This is a genomic window from Reyranella sp. (assembly GCF_036558665.1).
GTDB lineage: Bacteria > Pseudomonadota > Alphaproteobacteria > Reyranellales > Reyranellaceae > Reyranella.
Genome location: NZ_DATBFE010000073.1, coordinates 80,019 through 96,929 on the forward strand (window position 1 = coordinate 80,019; position 16,911 = coordinate 96,929).

Below are 16,911 nucleotides of genomic sequence, written 5' to 3' on the forward strand. Positions count from 1 at the left end.
TAGTCCGGGCCGTGGAAAAATGTAGGAGTTCGGTTATGCCACTAGACAAGCCCAAGCACGCTTTCAGCCTTCCAAAGCTGGCCTATGCGGAGAACGCCCTCGAACCGGCGATTTCAGCCAAGACAATCTCTTTTCATTACGGCAAGCATCACGCGGCCTACGTGAACAAGCTGAACGAGTTGATCGCGGGCACCGACTACGATGGCCTGTCGCTCGAGCAGATCGTCGCCAAGTCCGCCAAGAACGAGAAGGACAAGGCGATTTTCAACAATGCCGGTCAGGCCTGGAACCACAATTTCTATTGGGAGAGCATGTCGCCGAAGGGCGGCGAGCCCTCGGGGAAGCTCAAGGACGCCCTGCAATCGAGCTTCGGCGGCGTCAAGGAGTTCAAGGACGCCTTCCAGAAGGCCGCGGTCGCGCAGTTCGGCAGCGGCTGGGCGTGGCTCGTGAAGGGCAAGGACGGCAAGCTCAGGATCACCACGACATCCAACGCCGACACGCCGATCGCGCACGGTGAGACGCCGCTGCTTACCGCCGACGTCTGGGAGCATGCCTACTATCTCGACTACCAGAACCGTCGTCCCGACCACCTCACAGCCTGGCTGGACAAGCTCGCGAACTGGTCGTTTGCGGAGAAGAACCTGGGCTAAACAGGAGGAAGGCACATGCTGGGCACTATCCTGCTGATCATCCTGATCCTGATATTGCTCGGCGCGTTGCCGACATGGCCGTACAGCAGCGGCTGGGGCTACTATCCCAGCGGCGGCGTCGGACTGATCCTCATCATCGTGATCATCCTGCTCCTGATGGGCCGCCTCTAGGTCCATCGGGGGCGATCCCTCAGTAACGAAATGCGACGTTGATCGACGCGTACTGGTCGAAGCGGTCGCGTTCGAAGAATTCCGGCGTGCGCAGAACCTGCGTGAATGAGACGCGCACGCCGCGGAACAGCAGCGCCAGCCCGATCGTGCCTTCGGCGATGAACGGGCGGTGGCTCACGCGCATGCTGTTGCCATCGGTATTGCCGTCGAGAAACATGTTGCGCGCCACCGCTTCCCCCGCCAGGCCGAAGAACAGGTACCACGCGAAACCTTCGCCGACGAAACCTTCCGACCCCGGCAATGCTGGACGCGTCCGCGGCGGACCGAAATCGGCACGCAGATCCTTGCCGATGCGCACCAATCCGCCGGCGCTCGCGTAGGCCGAGACATTGCCGACCGCCGCGCCGACGATCGGCACGACGTCGTATTCGAGTTTCGGGCGATCGAGGACGATGCCGCGCCCCACCCGCCACCGGCGCTCGAAGGTGAGATCGAGGGTCGGCTCGTTATGGAGCTGGTTGGCCCAGCCATTGGCCGGCCCATCATTGATCAGCCGGTGGAAGTTGTTCTGCACGAACGCCCCGCCGGCGGCCGGCCCCACCAGCCCGAAGTCGAGCTGCAGCGTGTCGAGCCGCACGGGCTCGGCCTTCCCGGTCTTGGGATCGACACGCTTGTAGGTCGACTGCAAGGCGACGCTCATGTACAGCCAGGCGGCATAAGGCCGATCGTTGAAGATCGGCTGGCTGGTTTCCGTATCCTGTGGCGTGTAGAGGTTCTGCCCGAGCGAAATGCCGACCCGTCGGGTCACCGAGTTGACGGGCTGCTCGCCGAGAAAGGTCGGCAGGGTGAGCAGTCGCGCCCACCCGTCGGGCAGATCGGACAGAGCCGGCGACAGCCAGCCGATGCGCAGGCCATTCGTGTAGTCGCGGTCCGATTTGCCGACGAGGTTGAAGAAATCGTTTTCGACCTGAACGGTGAAGACATTGCGCTGCTCGTCGGGAGCCGATGCGACGTCGATCGGGACGAACTGCTGTGCGGTCGCGGTGGTCATTTGCCCCAGCAGGAGGAGAGCCGCCAGCGCAGTGGTCCTGGGCATGTCCTTCCCCGATCGGTCGGACGCCAACGTCAGGCCTGTCCAAAGGTTCCTAGTGCCGATTGGCGGCAGCTTGCGGATGCCACAGGTGGGCTCGCCAATGAGAGGCGATCAGCAGGGTGAAGGTAATGCCGATCAGGCTGAACAGGGAACCGGTCACGGCGAAGCCGACATGCTCGATCGAGGGCCCGCTCAGCAGCAGACCTAGCGGCAAGCCGTAGACGGCGAGCATGCGCACACCCATGACCCTGCCGCGAAAGGCGGGATCGGCGGTGCGCAAGAGGATCACCGCCATCGGCACCATGCAGAAGCTCTGCGCCACGCCGATCACGATCAGCAACGCCTCCCCCCAGCGTGGTGTCTCGATCCACGAGAAGACGAGGTTCAGGGTGAACCAGATCAGCGCGCCCGCGATCATCGCGCGGGCGGCGCGGATTCGCGCCCCGTGCATCGACAGGACGATGGACCCGAGCAGAGCGCCGGTCGCGAAGCTCGCGATCAGCCAGCCGAGCCCGGTCTGGTCAAGACCGTAGATGTCCTTGGCGACGTGCGCCAGGAGCGCGCTGACCAGCGGGTAGGCCGCGAAATTCATCAGAAAGGCGAGCAGCGTCGCTGCACGTACATCCGGCGTAGACCAGACGTAGGCGAAGCCCTCCCTGAGCGCCCGGATCGGCGACAACGGCACGGCGGTTTCGCCAACCATGCGCACCCGCCTGAGACCGACATTGAGGGACAGCACAAAGCTCACGAGATAGACGCCGCAGATCACGATATAGGCGACCCCCGAACCGAGCGCCGCCATGAGAGCCGCCCCCGACAAGGCGCCGACCACGCGGGCGGAGTCGGCCGTCATGCGCGAGACGCTCATCGCGCGCATCAGCAGCCCGGCGGTCATTGTTTCTCCCACCAGGAGATTGCGCAGCGTGATGTCCGAGGGCCTGACGAGTCCCATGATCGCCGCGAGCGCGAACACGGAAACAGCCGTCGCGAGGCCCGTCATGAAAAGCAGCATCAGGCAAAGCGCGACGCAAACGTAGGTGATGCGCATCATGCAAAGCACGTTGCGGTTGCCGATCCGGTCGCCCGCCATGCCGAAAAAGGGCGACACCAGCGTGCCGAGAAATTGCAGGGACCCGAACACCGCCAGCGCCGTGACCGAGCCGGTCGAGACAAGGACGAACCAGCCCAGGATGACCCCCTCCATCTCGAACGCCCAAGAAGCGAGAAGGTCGGCCGGCCACTGGAAACGGAAGCTGCGGATCTGGAAAGGCGCCAGCGCAGGAACACGCGCGAATACGGTCACGTCTTGCTGGTTTTCCTCCGACCGGCGTCTCGAAGAGCGCTCCCAATTGCCGGCAGCGTGTCTGCTCGTCCGGAGTTGCGCAATCGACTTCTGCTGACGGCCCGCTCCACGGAAGTTGGGGTCAAGTCGTTTTACGCCCTTGTGGGGAATGCAAATTGCCGCCATAAAGTATTGAAAGGGAATGCGTTTCCCTTGCCGGCATGGGGGCTTGCGTCGGCAGATGATGCAGCGCAGTGTGCATTCGACAGACCGTCAGCGGGGTGACCGGACCGCATGCGGACTTTTGCATTGGAGATAGTCCGCGATGGATGGTTCAACCGACAAGCAGCGCCTCCAGCTTATCCTGATCAAGCCTACTCACTACGACGACGACGGCTATCCGATCACGTGGCTGCGCTCGCACATCCCGTCCAACACGCTCGCAGCGCTCTATGGGCTGGGCGATGACTGCCGGCGCCGGCAGGTGCTGGGTCCGGGTGTCGAGATCGTCATCAGGCCTTTCGACGAGACGAACACGCGCGTGCGACCCGACGTCATCGTCCGTGATCTCGGCCGCGGCGGCGACCGGGCGCTGGTCTGCCTGGTCGGAGTCCAGAGCAATCAGTTTCCGCGCGCCGTCGACCTCGCTCGGCAATTCATCAAGGCCGGCCTTCCGGTGGCGATGGGCGGGTTCCACGCTGCGGGCTGCCTCTCGATGCTGCCGGTGGTGCCGCCGGAAATCCAACAAGCCATGGATATGGGCGTCTCGATCTTCGCTGGAGAGGCCGAGGAAGGCCGCCTCGACGTCGTGCTGCAGGATGCCTGGAACGGCCGCCTGAAGCCGCTCTACAACTACATGGAGGATCTGCCGGGCATCGAGGGCGCACCGACGCCGAGCCTGCCTCCCTCCGCGTTGGCGCGTAACGAAGGCCGCAAGTCGAGCTTCGATCTTGGCCGCGGCTGCCCCTTCCAATGCTCGTTCTGCACGATCATCAACGTGCAGGGCCGAAAGAGCCGCTTCCGCAACGCCGACGATCTCGAGGCCATCATCCGCGAAAACTACCGACAGGGCATTACGTCGTTCTTCATCACGGACGACAACATGGCCCGCAACCGGCATTGGGAGGAGTTCTTCGACCGGCTGATCGAGCTCAAGGAGAACGAGGGCATCCAGGCGTCGCTGATCATCCAGGTCGACACGCAGTGTCACCGCATTCCGAACTTCATTGCCAAGGCGCAGTGGGCCGGCGTCTATCGCGTCTTCATCGGACTGGAGAACATCAATCCCGACAACCTGCTGGCGGCGAAGAAGCGCCAGAACAAGATCACCGAGTACCGCCGTATGCTCCAGGCGTGGCATACGGCGGGCGTCTCGACCTGGGCGGGCTATATTCTTGGCTTCCCCGGCGATACGCGCGAGTCGGTGCTGCGCGACATGGAGATCATCAAGAAGGAGCTGCCGCTCGATATCCTCGAGCTGTTCATCCTGACGCCCCTGCCGGGATCGGAAGACCATCAGACACTCTGGAAGCAGGGCGTCTGGATGGATGCAGACCTGAACAAGTACGACCTCCATCATCGCGTCGTCCATCATCCGAGAATGAGCGACGAGGAGTTCGACCGCACCTACCGGGACGCCTGGAAGGCGTACTACACTCCCGCCCACATCGAGACGGTCGCGCGACGGCACGGCGCCATCGCCGGTCGCAATCCGGCCGAGCCGGCCCAGTTCATGACCATGTTCAAGATCATGTTCGAGGCCGAGGGCGTGCATCCGCTCGAAGGCGGCATCGTGCGCATGAAGTACCGCCGCGACCGGCGCTACGGCATGAAGATCGAGCCCTGGGGTCTATTCCATCTCAGGCTCGCCGCGGAGACGTGGCGCAAGCTCAAGATCTACGGCCGTCTTGCCTGGCAGGGCTGGCGCATCGGCCAGAAGGTCAAGCACGATCCCAGGCGCCTCGAATACAGCGATCTCGCCCTGGAGCCCGTGGCCGAGGAGGAGCTGGACAAGCTTGCCCTGTTCGCCGAGACGGCGGGCGGCGAGGCCGCCGTTGTGAAGAAGCGCGGTGAGGATCTGGCGCGCGCCCGCGCCGCTGTCGCCCACAACCAGAGGCTCGCCGCCGCCGAATAGCGCTATACTCGCGGGCATGGACGAGGACGTCGCCTCCCGCGTCTATGCCGATCCGCTGGCTCGCTGGTTCGTCACCGAGGCCTACAAGATCGCCGACACCGGACAACTCGTTGCCGCGGCGGGCGAGCAGTTGGTCAACGCGGGCATCCCGCTTTTCCGCCTGGCTTACTTCCAGCTCACGCTGCATCCCGAACTCGACGGCAAAGCCTACTTCTGGCGGCGCGGCCAGAAGGTACAGGTGCAGACCGCGGCCGCGGGCCTGAAGGACCGGCCGGATTTCCGCGACAACCCGATCGCCATCGTCTACGAGAAACGCAAGACGCTGCGTGTGCGGCTCGAAGACGTCGAACCCACCGCGCCGGTGCTGCGCCAGTTCAAGGCCGAAGGCGCGACCGACTACGTCGCCCTGCCGCTTCTGTTCGGCAATGGCCACGTCGACGGGCTCAGCGTGATCTCCGACAAGGCGGGCGGCTTTTCGATGGCCGACCTCGATCGCATGTTCCTGCTGCAGTTCGCTTTCACGCGCATCGTCGAGTCGCATTCGCTGCGCGACACGGCCGCCAACCTGCTCGACGCCTATGTGGGCCGTGCTGCGGGGCAACGCATCCTGGCGGGCGAGATCAAGCGCGGCAGCGGCCAGACCATCGAGGCCGTCCTGTGGTACTGCGACCTGCGCGGCTTTACGCGCGCGTCAGACACCCTGCCGCGCGACACGGTGATCAATTTGCTCAACGACTATTTCGACGTGATGGGCAAGATCGTCACCGGCGCTGGCGGCGAGATCCTGAAATTCATGGGCGACGGCATGCTGGGCATGTTTCCCGTACCTGCCCCGGGCGAGCGCGCCCGCGTGGCACTGAACGTCGTCCGCGCAGCCGGTTCGGTAGCCGATGCGATGACCATCCTGAACGGCATCCGCGCGGCAGCCGATGAGCCGGCCGTGCGGTTCGGCCTGGCCCTGCATATCGGCGAGGTAATGTTCGGCAATATTGGCGCCAGCAACCGCCTCGACTTCACGGTGATCGGCCCCGCCGTGAACCACGCCGCTCGGCTGGAGAAGCTCTGCGTGCCGCTTGGCCGCCCCATCGTGCTTTCCGGCGCACTTGCCGAACTGCTGCCGTCACGCGATGTCGAATCACTCGGCATCCACTCGCTGAAGGACATCGACCAGCCGCAGCCGGTCTTCGGCCTGCGCGGCGCCGGCGGCTGGAGTCTTCCCTAGCCTCGCTGGGCGCGGGCAGCGGTCAATGGAGGACAGGCGGCCGCACCTCGTCGAGCCCGTCGGCGACTGTCGCCGAGATCGTCGTGCGCACCATGGTGCGCTCGCGCGCATAGTCCCAGGGGCGCCCGCGGTGCAGCATCGCGCGATTATCCCACATCACCGCGTCGCCCTGACGCCATTTGTGGCTGTAGACGAACTCGTGGCGCGTCGCCTCATCGAGAAGCTGTGCCAGGAGCTGGCGCGCATCGCGCTCGTCCATGCCGTCGATCGCGTAGGCGTGGCTCGCGACATAGAGCGCGCGCCGGTCGTTGCTCGGATTGCGCCAATTGAGACGCCAACGCACCGGCGGCAGCGATCTGCGCTCGATTTCGGTCGCCAGATCGGGGTGGATCTGGTCGCGGCTGTTGGCATAGGAGTGCGTCGCCACCGCATCCTTCAGGCGTGCCTGCATGTCGGCGGGAAGCCGCTCCCAGGCGAGCCGCGTCGAGGTGAATTCGGTCTCGCCGCCATCTTCCGGCAGCACGCGCGCCGTAAGGACGGATGCCAGGGCCGGAGTCTTCTTGAACGACGAGTCCGTGTGCCAAAGGGCATTGGCCTTGGCCACCAGCACCTGCCGATGGTCGGCCGGCACCACCTTGCCGTTGGCCGTGTTGGTGAGCCGCGAGTAGAACGTGTTCTGGCCGAGCGACGAAACCTTGGTCAGCTCCAGCGGCCCGAAGGCGCGGCTGAACGCGACCTGGATGTCGTCGGCGACAGGTTGGTCCCGAAACACCAGCAGCGAATTCTCCTCGAACGCCGAGCGCACCGCCTTGTAGGCCTCGGCGTCGGTGGCGACGTCGAGGATAGTGATACCTCTGACTTCGACGCCGAAGCCCGGTCCCAGCGGAACCAGTTCCATCGCGTTCCTCCCACGGCTCTCGGCCGGATTTTATCGCAACCGGAGCGGCGGTCGCTATAGTAGGAATTCCGTTGCAGCGTCGTCGAGGCCCGATGTCAGCCCCTTCCAGTTCCGCTCCGCGTCTGGCCTTCGTGGCCGCCGCGACGCCGGTCGCCCGTGCCGCGCGCGTGGCGCTGGAGAAGCGCTACGGAGGCGTGAAGCCCGCGCAGGCCGATATCATCGTCGCCCTGGGCGGCGACGGGCTGATGCTGCAGGCGCTGCATCACAATATCCGGCGTGGAACGCCGATCTTCGGCATGAATCTCGGCACCGTGGGGTTCCTGCTGAACCAGTATCGCGCCGGCGGCCTTCTCGCGCGCCTGAAGGCCGCGCGCCAGGTGTCGCTCACCCCCTTGCGCATGGTGGCGACGACGACCCGGAGCCAGCGCCATGAGGTGATTGCCATCAACGAGGTCTCGTTGCTGCGATCGAGCCGGCAGACGGCTCGTATCGCCGTTTCGGTCGACGGGCAAATGCGCCTGCCGGACCTCCACTGCGACGGCGCGCTCGTGGCTACCCCGGCCGGTTCGACGGCCTACAATCTTTCGGCCCATGGTCCGATCATCCCGCTGGCCGCGGGCCTTCTGGCGCTCACTCCGATCAATGCCTTCCGCCCGCGGCGCTGGCGCGGCGCATTGCTGCCGCATCACAGCAAGGTCGAGTTCACCGTGCTTGATCCGCGCAAGCGCCCGGTCGCCGCCGCCGCCGATTCGGTCGAGGTCGCCAACGTCGTGAAGGTGGCGGTCACGGAGGCCAACGACATACAGCTCACCTTGCTGTTCGATCCCGAACACGACCTCGAGGAGCGCATCCTCAAGGAGCAGTTCGCCCCCTGACGGCCGGACTAGGCGCGGATCGTGATGCCGCCGTCCACAACCAACAGGTGGCCGTTCACGTAGGCGGCCTCGTCGGAAGCGAGGAACAGGGCGGCATTGGCGGTGTCCCAGCCGGTGCCCATCTTGCCGGTCGGCGAGGCACGGTTGCGGATGGCGATCATCTTGTCATAGGCCTGATCGTGATCCTTCTCGCCTTTGGCGTACTGCTCGGCGAGGAAGTCGATCATCGGCGTGTGCATCAGCCCGGGCAGGATGGCGTTGCAGCGGACGCCCTTGTCCGCGTACTGCGAGGCGATGGCGAGCGTGAGCGAGTTCAGAGCGCCCTTGCTCGCATTGTAGGCGACATAGGAAATGCCGAGGCTGCGTATCGAGGCGATCGAGCTCACATTGACGATCGCGCCCCTGCCCTGCTTCTCCATGATCGGCAGAACGTGCTTGGCCGTGAGGAACGCGCTCTTCACATTGACGTCGAACACGCGCTGCCATTCGTCTTCGCTGAGATCGACCGGCCCGCCCGTCGAGGCGATGCCGACATTGTTGTCGAGCACGTCGATCCTGCCCCATTTCGTCATGCAGGCGTCGACCATCGCCTTGACGCTGGCATTCCGCGAGACGTCGGCCTCGAAGGCAGCAGCGATGCCGCCTTCCTTCTCGATAAGACCGACCGTCTCCTCGGCGGCGGCGCGATTGCGGTCGACGCAGAACACCTTGGCGCCCTCCCGGGCGAAGGTGACCGCGGTGCATTTGCCGTTGCCCCACCCTGGGCCGATCGAGCCCGCTCCAACCACGATCGCCGCCTTGTCCTTCAGCCTGCCCGCCATGGCGCTTGCCTCCTCGGCGACTGTAGCACGCGCTTCCCCTCCGGCAGCAGGCACCCCTTCAGATGCGCGATCGCGATCCAGCTCTCTTCTTGCGCCGGTGATGGGTCAGGGCGAGGGCAAGGCAGTGGCGCAGTTCACGAACAGGCAGGCGGTCGTCGAGACCGAAGACGATGGCCCGCCTGCCCTCGTAGCGGAATGTCCCGGGATACAGATCGCGAAAGGTCTGGACCAGGCCGCTCCGGCAGTGGAAATACACGGCGTAGCCGTCGCCACGTCGCAGACGATCGATGCGCACCGTGGAACCGCTTCCCGTTTCGTTCGTCAAATAGCTTGGCTGTCCCCACTTCAAGGTTTCGGTCAGACGGCCAACGCCTTCGGTTTTCGCCGCGACATCGAACATGAGCGTCCGCAAGACGATCAACCGGCGACGCATGGCCGCCGGATAGGCCTTGAACGCCGCTGCAACCGCTTGATCGGCGAATCTCTTCATCGCTGGACCTTAGCACGCGGCGCGTGGACTGCAGCCGACCTGAGGTCTTGAGAAGCTCGACAAGGGCGGCACCAAGCCGACCTATCTGGGTCCGATCGCCATGCGCGCCGAGGTCGACACCGAAAGCCGGATGTTCGCCGACATCATCAAACGCGGCCACGTGACACCGGGCTAGACATCCAGCGGTCAGCGTCGAAACCAGGCGCGCGGCCAGAGGCAGGAGACGAAGAGTGCCGCCAGCAAGCCGCCGCCCGCGGCCATGAAGGCGAAGCGATAGCCGGCGAGAAACCCGTCGGTTCCGCTCGACGCCGCGGCGCCATGCGCCTGCAAGGTGCTGAGGACAGAGGCACCGCTCACGACGCCCAAGGTGCGCGTCAGCAGGGCGAGGGCGCCGGCCACGCCGCGATCGCGCCGCGCGAGGGTCGCGGTCACGATATCGGTGTAGGCGACCACCAGCAGGCCATAGGCGCTGCCTTCGATCAGCAGCAAGACGACGAGCAACGGCAAGGGCGTGGTCTGTGTCGTCCAGCCCAGGGCCATCAGGCTGGCGCCCACCACCACGACGCCCGCGAAAGCGGTCGGCCGCTGGCCGATCCTCGGCACGAGACGGGCGGCAAGTGGCGCCCCGGCCGTGCCGCCGACGAAGGCCAACGCGATCATCAGCCCCGATGCGGCCGCCGACAGTCCCAGCACGTTCACGAGATAGTATGGCGTCAGCAGCAGGATCGCGAAGCTCGCGAGATTGGCGAGCACGCTGATCAGGTTGGGAATGACAAAGGCTGCATCGGAGAACAGCGCGGGCCGCAGGACCGGCTCGTCGAACCCTTGCTCGTGCCGGATGAAGACGACGATGCCTGCCAGCGCGCCGACCGCCAATACCAACGGTTGCCACGTCGGCACCGCCCGCTGTGCCAGGACCAGCGCAAGCAGGAACGCGCTCGTGCAGCAGGCGAGCAGCACGGAGCCCAGCGCATCGAACGGCCGGTCGTCGGGTCTGGGCGCGGGCAGCAGCCCCGAGAGAGCGAGCGTCACCAGTGCGATCGGGACACGGAACCAGTAGACGGCGGACCAGTCCCAAATCTCGATCAGCACCCCGCCGAGCAGCGGACCGATGGTCGAGGCCAGCGCCTGGCCGGCGGCGAAGCCCGCGAGCGCCTTGGTCCGCTGACCCTCGGGATAGAGCGACGTCGAAAGCGCCGGGCTACAGGCCAGAGCGAGCGCCGTGCCGATGCCCTGGCCGGCGCGAGCCCACAGGAACAGCGGCCAATTCGGCGCCGCCGCGCAGGCCGCACAACCGATCGCCGAGACCAGCAGACCCACGCGAAAGACCAGGCGATGACCCACCAGATCGCCCAGTTTGCCGCAGACCAGCATGAGCGAGCCGTAGACCAGCACGTAGCAGATCACCAGCCACTGCACGTCGCCCAACGCCAGCCCGAAGTGTGCGCTGATCGCCGGCAGCGCGACGTTGACCGCGATGTCGAGCGGTGCGAGCGCCGCGCCGAGGCCGACGATCGCCAGGCCGAAGGCTGGTCGCACGAGCGCCACTCGACCGGCGCGGTCCGCTGAACTCAGAGGTGCTTGCCCAGGAAGGTCAGCGTGCGATCCCACGCCTGCTTTGCCGCCGCGGCATCGTAGGCCGCGCCGTCATCCTTGGCGAACGCATGGGCCGCATCGTAGCGATAGACCTCGGGCTTGTTGCCGGCCTTGGTCATCGCCGCAGCGAACTCGTCCACTACCTGCGGCGTGCACCAGTCGTCCTTGTTGGCGAAGTGCCCCTGGATCGGAATCCTGATCTTGGCCGGATCAGCCAGCTGCGCCGGGGGAACGCCGTAGTACGGCACGCCGCACGCGATCCCCGACACGCGCGCACAGGCCGCAATGGTGAGCGCACCGCCGAGGCAGAAGCCGGTGACGCCGACCTTGCGGCTCAGGTCGGCGAGGTGCTTCACGGCACCCGCGATGTCCTGATCCGATGCCCCGACGAAATCGAGGCCGTTCATCATGTGATTGGCCTCGTCGGGATTCTGGGTGACGCGGCCCTTGTAGAGGTCCGGCGCCAGCGCATTGTAACCGGCAGCGGCGAAGCGATCGGCGACGCGCTTGATCTGGTCGTTGAGGCCCCACCATTCCTGGATCACGACGATGCCCGGCTTGCCCCTGCCCGCTTCGGCCAGATAGCCCTTGCAGGCCGAGCCGTCCGGACGCTTGAAGTCGATCATGCTGCCCATCGTTTCCTCCTGTCTGTTGGCGACGACCCTATAGCAAGGTCCGAAGCTCCGTCTTGAGAATCTTTCCGTAGTTGTTCTTCGGCAAGGCATCGATGAAGCGGTAGTCTTTTGGCCGTTTGAAGCGAGCGATATTGTCGAGGCAAAGCCGATCGAGCTCGGCCGAAGTGACCGTGGCGCCGGGTCGCGCCACCACGAAGGCCACCACCTCCTCGCCCCATTCGGGATGCGGACGCCCGACCACCGAGCATTCGGCAACGGCGGGATGGAGGTTGAGCACGTCCTCGATCTCGCGTGGATAGACGTTGCTGCCGCCCGAGATGATCATGTCCTTGGACCGGTCCTTCAGCGTCAGGAAGCCATCCTCGTCGAAGGCGCCAATGTCTCCGGTCCACAACCAGCCGTCGCGCAGCGATCGGGCCGTCGCCTCGGGATTGTTCCAGTAACCCGACATCACCGTATCGCCCTTGACGATGATCTCGCCGACTTCGCCGACGGCCAGCCGCCGCCCCTCCTCATCGACCACGCGCACCTCGACGCAGGTATCGGCGACACCGGCCGAGGACAGCCGCGCTTCCCAGCGCGGATGATCACGCAGCGCATGCATCTCGCGCGACAGATGGGTGATGGTCATGGGACTCTCGCCCTGGCCATAGAGCTGGCAGAGAACGTTGCCCAATCCCTCCAGGGCGCGCTTGAGATCGCTCACGTACATGGGTGCGCCACCATAACTGACGACTCGAAGCGCGCCCGGCTCGAGGTCGCCCAACGCCGTACTCTCCACCAGGCGCTTCACCATGGTAGGCGCGAGGAAGATGCTGCAGTCGGGCCAGCGATTCATCAGTTCGACCGTTTCGGGCACGTCGTACCTGCCGCTTTCCGGAAAAACCTGGACCACGCCGCGGGCCAGCATGGCGAAATTCCACAGTCCCGAGCCGTGGCTGATCGGCGCAGCGTGCACCATCGATCCGCCCGTGACCGGCCGATCGACGTCGGCGTAGTAGTTGAGCGTCATCACCAGCAAGTTGCGATGGGTGAGCGTCGCGCCCTTTGGCCGCCCGGTGGTGCCGGAGGTATAGAACAGCCAGGCGGGAGCTTCGGGCGCACAGTCCACCAGCGGGCTCGGGTCGCCCACGGCCATGAAGGCGTAGGACCGCATGGTGACATCGACGATCTCCTTCAGTTCGCGCGCTTCCTTTGCCGCTTCGGCGATGGTGACCGCGAGATCGGGTGTCACGAAGCAGAGCCTGGCGCCCGAGTTTTCGAGGATGAAGGCGAACTCCCTGGCATGCAGCTTGGCGTTCATCGGCACGGCGCAAAGACCGGCGTGCCAGATCGCGTACATGACCTCGATCGCCTCGACACAGTTGGAGAGCGCGAAGGCCACGCGATCGCCGGTCTCGAGGCCGAACCGCACACGCAGATGCGTGCTCATGATCGAGACCTTGCGCCACAGGTCGCGATAGTCGAGATGCGCCGTGCCGCCGCGTGCCAGCGCGATGTGATCGCGGAACTCCCGTGATGAACCGAGCAACAGATGCGCGATGTTCATGGTCCTCGGACTATTGCAGGCCGACCGGCAACCTTGCAATGTGAGCTCATGCAGGAATTCGATTTCGTCATTGTCGGCGCCGGCATCGCAGGCGTGGCGGCCGCCTATCATCTCGCCCCGCAAAACCGCGTCGCCATCGTCGAACGCGAACATGTCGCGGCCTATCACACGACCGGTCGCTCCGCGGCGCTGCATTCGGAAACCTATGGTTCGGCGGAGATCCGGGCCATCACGGTCGTCTCCGGCCGCTTCTACCGCGCACCGCCGCAAGGCTTTACCGACCATCCTTTGCTCACGCCGCGCGGTGCCGTCATTGCCGGCCGCGCGACGCAGGAGCCCTCGCTCAGGAAGGCGGCTGGCGACTGCGCCGAGCTCGTGCCGAGCGTGCGCTGGCTAGACCCCGCGGAAGTGCTGCGCCTTCAACCTCTGTTCAAACCGGAGGCTGTTTCAGGCGGCGCCATGTTCGAGCCCGAGGCGGACGACATGGACGTCGCCTCCATTCATGGCGGCTTCCTGCGCGGCGCCCGGGCGGCCGGCGCCGTCCTGCGTCTTTCGGCCGAGGTCGTACGTCTCGAGCGCAACGACAATCGCTGGCGCATCGGCTTTCGTGATGGCGAAACGATGGTCGCGGCGAACGTCGTAAATGCGGCCGGCGCATGGGCCGACATCGTGGCGGGGCTTGCCGGAGCGAGGCCGGTCGGACTGGTGCCCAAGAGGCGCACCGCTTTCACGTTCGATTCGCCACCTGGCATGGACATCGCGCACCTCCCGATGGCGATCGACTTCGACGAGACTTTCTACTTCAAGCCCGAAGTCGGACAATTCCTCGCCTCGCCTGCGGACGAAACGCCATCGCCGCCTTGCGACGCACAGCCCGAAGAATTGGACATCGCCATCGCTGTCGACCGCATCGAGACGGCGACGACCCTGCATATCCGTCACATCAAGAACAGATGGGCCGGCCTGCGGACCTTCGTCGCCGACAAGAACCTCGTGGTCGGCTATGACGGTGCCGCCACGGGCTTCTTCTGGCTCGCCGGCCAGGGCGGATACGGCATCCAGACCGCTGCGGCCGCAGGCCGGCTTGCTGCCAGCCTCGCGCTCGAACGCAGTTTGCCGACCGACATCGCCGAGCTTGGCGTCACCGAAGCTGCCCTTTCGCCGCGCCGCTTCACGCTGCGGTGATCGCCCGTTCACGATTCTTCCCCAAGCTCTGACTTCTCGGCTTGTGCGACGGGGGGCAAGATGGCCCGCCCGTCGAGGAGACCGAATATGACCAAAAGCCATTTCGTCATCGCTTCTGCAGCCGCTTTGTTCGCTGCCGGTGCCGTTGTGGCCGGTGCATCGGCCGAGGATCGCGTGAGGTGCGCCGGCGTAAATTCCTGCAAGGGCACAAGCGCCTGCAAGACTGCCTCATCGTCCTGCAAGGGACTGAACTCTTGCAAGGGCCTGGGCTGGAGCGAAGTCGGCAGCAGGGACGAATGCACATCCAGGGGCGGCAAAGTATTTTGATGGGAAGCCAAGCTTCGCCGAAATCCAAATTGCAGGAGCCACCCGGGTGGTTTGCAGGCCTGCCAGGGCTGCGTGTGACAATGCGTCACCTACACGTGATGGTTTAGGGCGATCCGGTTGTCGGCCGGGAACGGCGCTGCCCAAAGTCCGGCAGCGCCTTTTTGCTGTCCGTCTGCTTGGCGCCAATGCTCGCGAAAATGTCGCCTTGGCTCTTCTCTTCCAATTGCGCCGTCCGTGCAGAATGGCGGTTGAAGACGCGCGGGCGCCGATGGATCAATCCCGCACGCCAGTTTGCCTTTTTGGACTACAATCGAGCGCATGAGCGCGTCCGCAGTGGACTTCGGACTCGGGCTCCGTCCCGACCATTATGAGGAAATCGCGGCCAGTCCCGGCAGGGTGAGTTGGTTCGAGGTGCTGTCGGAAAACTACATGGTGTCCGGCGGCATGCCGCTGCAGTGGCTCGACAGGATCCGCCGCGACTATCCGGTGGCGATGCACGGGGTGTCGCTGTCGATCGGTTCCGTCGATCCGCTCGACTTTCGATATCTCGACGAGATGAAGGCGCTGATCGATCGCGTGCAGCCGCTGTGGATCTCCGATCATCTCTGCTTCACCGGCTTGCGCGGCATCAACATGCACGACCTGTTGCCGCTTCCCTATACCGAAGAGGCGCTGGATCACGTGGCCGAGCGGGTGATCCGCGTACAGGATCATCTCGGCCGGCGCCTGGTGCTGGAGAACGTGTCGAGCTACATCACCTACGCCGCATCGGAGTTCACCGAGTGGGAATTCATCGCCGCCCTCGCCGGGCGAGCCGACTGCGAGATCCTGCTCGACGTCAACAATGTCTATGTCAGCGCCTTCAACCACGAGTTCGATGCCCGCGCCTTCCTGCGCGCCATGCCCGCGTCCCGGGTACGACAGTTCCATCTCGCCGGCCATCTTCACAAGGGCACCCACATCATCGACACGCACGACCATCCGATCGTGCCGGACGTCTGGGATCTCTATGCCGAAGCGGTGAGGCTGTTTCCGGGCGTGCCCACCATGATCGAGCGCGATGCCGACATCCCATCCTATGCCGAATTGCTGGCCGAACTCGACGTCGCCCGCGAGGTTGCCGCGCGCGTGACGCGCAAGCGTATCGTGGAGGCAGCCGAATGAGCGGGACCGGGCCGGCGGCGAACGCCCTCTCTCTCGCCGACCTGCAGCAGGCCTTCCAGGACTACCTGCTCTTCGGCAGCGATCGCTTCGCCGCCTCCGTGCGTGACACGCGCAAGGCCGACCTCGCCGCCCTGCTCGATGTCTATCGCGATGGATACACCCTGCGTCTGATCGAGGTGCTGACGGGCGACTTTCCGGGCGTCATGGCGATGGCGGGGGTCGCCGACTTCGATCACATGGCGCGGGCGTACGTCGCGGCGCATCGCTCGCACCATCCTTCGGTGCGCTGGTTCGGCAAGGACCTGGCGGATTTCCTGGCCGGCACGCCTCCTTTCGACCGTTCACCCGCCGTCGTCGAGATGGCGCGCTTCGAATGGGCGTTGGGCGAGGCCTTCGATTCGGCCGATGCCAAGCCCGTCACCGCCGATGCCGTGATGGCCGTGCCGCGGGGAGCATGGGAGACCCTGAGCTTCGTCCCGCTCCCCTCCTTGCGCGTGTTGTCGTTCGACTTCGACGTGCCGCGCGCCTGGCAGCGCCGGGATGAACAGGAGGCCGGCAGCCTGCATGTCGAGCGGATGGAGGCGACCACGTCCTGGGTGATCTGGCGGCCGCAATTCATCTCGAATTTCCGCTCGCTGGCCGCCGACGAGGCGGCGATGCTTGCCGCCGTGATCCGGGGCGAAGCCTTCCCCGACCTGTGTGAATGCGTCGTCTTCGCCACCGGCGAGGAACAGGCGCCGGCGCGCGCCGCCGGCCTGCTGCGCGGCTGGGTGGAGGAAGGGATGATCGGATCGTTCCGCCACTAGCAACGTTGCTGTC

16 protein-coding genes are annotated in these 16,911 nt (G+C 65.2%); 8 read left to right on the forward strand and 8 right to left on the reverse strand.

Features of this window, described 5'->3' with window-relative positions:
- The first annotated feature begins 35 nt into the window (after positions 1–35).
- A complete protein-coding gene (locus VH499_RS12135) occupies positions 36–650 on the forward strand; it encodes a superoxide dismutase (protein WP_332052994.1) in 615 nt (204 codons plus the stop codon).
- A 15-nt stretch (positions 651–665) separates the two neighbouring features.
- Positions 666–821, forward strand: coding sequence for a DUF3309 family protein (locus VH499_RS12140; protein ID WP_085935636.1), 156 nt, complete (start codon positions 666–668; stop codon positions 819–821).
- 19 nt (positions 822–840) lie between these two features.
- Here the strand turns inward: VH499_RS12140 and VH499_RS12145 are convergent, their stop codons facing one another.
- Together VH499_RS12145 and VH499_RS12150 are read right to left on the reverse strand one after the other, a co-directional pair.
- Positions 841–1,917: a lipid A deacylase LpxR family protein gene (locus VH499_RS12145; RefSeq protein WP_332052995.1), complete on the reverse strand. Its 1,077-nt coding sequence runs from the start codon at positions 1,915–1,917 to the stop codon at positions 841–843.
- 49 nt (positions 1,918–1,966) lie between these two features.
- Positions 1,967–3,217 (reverse strand): MFS transporter, encoded by a 1,251-nt coding sequence (locus VH499_RS12150; protein ID WP_332052996.1) that lies wholly within the window; start codon positions 3,215–3,217, stop codon positions 1,967–1,969.
- Between the two features lie 304 nt (positions 3,218–3,521).
- Between VH499_RS12150 and VH499_RS12155 the strand changes: the two genes are divergently transcribed.
- Positions 3,522–5,330, forward strand: coding sequence for a radical SAM protein (locus VH499_RS12155; RefSeq protein WP_332052997.1), 1,809 nt, complete (start codon positions 3,522–3,524; stop codon positions 5,328–5,330).
- A gap of 16 nt (positions 5,331–5,346) precedes the next feature.
- Complete coding sequence (locus VH499_RS12160) at positions 5,347–6,552, forward strand: adenylate/guanylate cyclase domain-containing protein (RefSeq protein WP_332052998.1); 1,206 nt, start codon at positions 5,347–5,349, stop codon at positions 6,550–6,552.
- A 22-nt stretch (positions 6,553–6,574) separates the two neighbouring features.
- On the opposite strand, the gene VH499_RS12165 is transcribed toward VH499_RS12160, so the two are convergent.
- Positions 6,575–7,450, reverse strand: a complete 876-nt coding sequence (locus VH499_RS12165; RefSeq protein WP_332052999.1) for a TauD/TfdA family dioxygenase — start codon at positions 7,448–7,450, stop codon at positions 6,575–6,577.
- 92 nt (positions 7,451–7,542) lie between these two features.
- Here VH499_RS12165 and VH499_RS12170 point away from each other — a divergent pair, with 92 nt between their 5' ends.
- Positions 7,543–8,325 (forward strand): NAD kinase, encoded by a 783-nt coding sequence (locus VH499_RS12170; RefSeq protein ID WP_332053000.1) that lies wholly within the window; start codon positions 7,543–7,545, stop codon positions 8,323–8,325.
- Between the two features lie 8 nt (positions 8,326–8,333).
- Here the strand turns inward: VH499_RS12170 and VH499_RS12175 are convergent, their stop codons facing one another.
- The 5 genes from VH499_RS12175 to VH499_RS12195 all read right to left on the reverse strand — a co-directional run bounded on the left by VH499_RS12175 (position 8,334) and on the right by VH499_RS12195 (position 13,416).
- Entirely contained in the window at positions 8,334–9,146 is an 813-nt protein-coding gene (locus VH499_RS12175) for an SDR family oxidoreductase (protein WP_332053001.1), read from the reverse strand.
- Between the two features lie 58 nt (positions 9,147–9,204).
- The gene (locus VH499_RS12180) at positions 9,205–9,636 is read right to left on the reverse strand and encodes a DUF1801 domain-containing protein (RefSeq protein WP_332053002.1); all 432 of its coding nucleotides are present in this window, start codon (positions 9,634–9,636) and stop codon (positions 9,205–9,207) included.
- 186 nt (positions 9,637–9,822) lie between these two features.
- Entirely contained in the window at positions 9,823–11,175 is a 1,353-nt protein-coding gene (locus VH499_RS12185) for an MFS transporter (RefSeq protein WP_332053003.1), read from the reverse strand.
- A 32-nt stretch (positions 11,176–11,207) separates the two neighbouring features.
- Positions 11,208–11,867 (reverse strand): dienelactone hydrolase family protein, encoded by a 660-nt coding sequence (locus VH499_RS12190; RefSeq protein WP_332053004.1) that lies wholly within the window; start codon positions 11,865–11,867, stop codon positions 11,208–11,210.
- Positions 11,868–11,895: 28 nt separating this feature from the next.
- Positions 11,896–13,416 (reverse strand): class I adenylate-forming enzyme family protein, encoded by a 1,521-nt coding sequence (locus tag VH499_RS12195; RefSeq protein WP_332053005.1) that lies wholly within the window; start codon positions 13,414–13,416, stop codon positions 11,896–11,898.
- A 48-nt stretch (positions 13,417–13,464) separates the two neighbouring features.
- Here VH499_RS12195 and VH499_RS12200 point away from each other — a divergent pair, with 48 nt between their 5' ends.
- From VH499_RS12200 to VH499_RS12210, 3 genes are all read left to right on the forward strand, one after another.
- Positions 13,465–14,601 carry an FAD-dependent oxidoreductase gene (locus tag VH499_RS12200; protein ID WP_332053006.1) on the forward strand — a complete coding sequence of 379 codons (1,137 nt, stop codon included), beginning with the start codon at positions 13,465–13,467 and terminating at the stop codon, positions 14,599–14,601.
- A 645-nt stretch (positions 14,602–15,246) separates the two neighbouring features.
- Positions 15,247–16,092, forward strand: a complete 846-nt coding sequence (locus VH499_RS12205) for a DUF692 domain-containing protein (RefSeq protein ID WP_332053007.1) — start codon at positions 15,247–15,249, stop codon at positions 16,090–16,092.
- Positions 16,089–16,898 carry a DNA-binding domain-containing protein gene (locus VH499_RS12210; protein WP_332053008.1) on the forward strand — a complete coding sequence of 270 codons (810 nt, stop codon included), beginning with the start codon at positions 16,089–16,091 and terminating at the stop codon, positions 16,896–16,898. Before VH499_RS12205 ends, VH499_RS12210 begins: the two co-directional genes overlap by 4 nt.
- Positions 16,899–16,911: the final 13 nt, after the last annotated feature.

Bases quoted from the DNA above. Each gene is read 5' to 3' on its own strand.
- VH499_RS12165 (WP_332052999.1), bottom strand. From the start codon at position 7,450: ATGGAACTGGTTCCGCTGGGACCGGGCTTCGGCGTCGAAGTCAGAGGT.
- VH499_RS12175 (WP_332053001.1), bottom strand. From the start codon at position 9,146: ATGGCGGGCAGGCTGAAGGACAAGGCGGCGATCGTGGTTGGAGCGGGC.
- VH499_RS12190 (WP_332053004.1), bottom strand. From the start codon at position 11,867: ATGGGCAGCATGATCGACTTCAAGCGTCCGGACGGCTCGGCCTGCAAG.
- VH499_RS12155 (WP_332052997.1), top strand. From the start codon at position 3,522: ATGGATGGTTCAACCGACAAGCAGCGCCTCCAGCTTATCCTGATCAAG.
- VH499_RS12200 (WP_332053006.1), top strand. From the start codon at position 13,465: ATGCAGGAATTCGATTTCGTCATTGTCGGCGCCGGCATCGCAGGCGTG.
- VH499_RS12180 (WP_332053002.1), bottom strand. From the start codon at position 9,636: ATGAAGAGATTCGCCGATCAAGCGGTTGCAGCGGCGTTCAAGGCCTAT.
- VH499_RS12160 (WP_332052998.1), top strand. From the start codon at position 5,347: ATGGACGAGGACGTCGCCTCCCGCGTCTATGCCGATCCGCTGGCTCGC.
- VH499_RS12135 (WP_332052994.1), top strand. From the start codon at position 36: ATGCCACTAGACAAGCCCAAGCACGCTTTCAGCCTTCCAAAGCTGGCC.
- VH499_RS12140 (WP_085935636.1), top strand. From the start codon at position 666: ATGCTGGGCACTATCCTGCTGATCATCCTGATCCTGATATTGCTCGGC.
- VH499_RS12145 (WP_332052995.1), bottom strand. From the start codon at position 1,917: ATGCCCAGGACCACTGCGCTGGCGGCTCTCCTCCTGCTGGGGCAAATG.
- VH499_RS12205 (WP_332053007.1), top strand. From the start codon at position 15,247: ATGAGCGCGTCCGCAGTGGACTTCGGACTCGGGCTCCGTCCCGACCAT.
- VH499_RS12195 (WP_332053005.1), bottom strand. From the start codon at position 13,416: ATGAACATCGCGCATCTGTTGCTCGGTTCATCACGGGAGTTCCGCGAT.
- VH499_RS12170 (WP_332053000.1), top strand. From the start codon at position 7,543: ATGTCAGCCCCTTCCAGTTCCGCTCCGCGTCTGGCCTTCGTGGCCGCC.
- VH499_RS12210 (WP_332053008.1), top strand. From the start codon at position 16,089: ATGAGCGGGACCGGGCCGGCGGCGAACGCCCTCTCTCTCGCCGACCTG.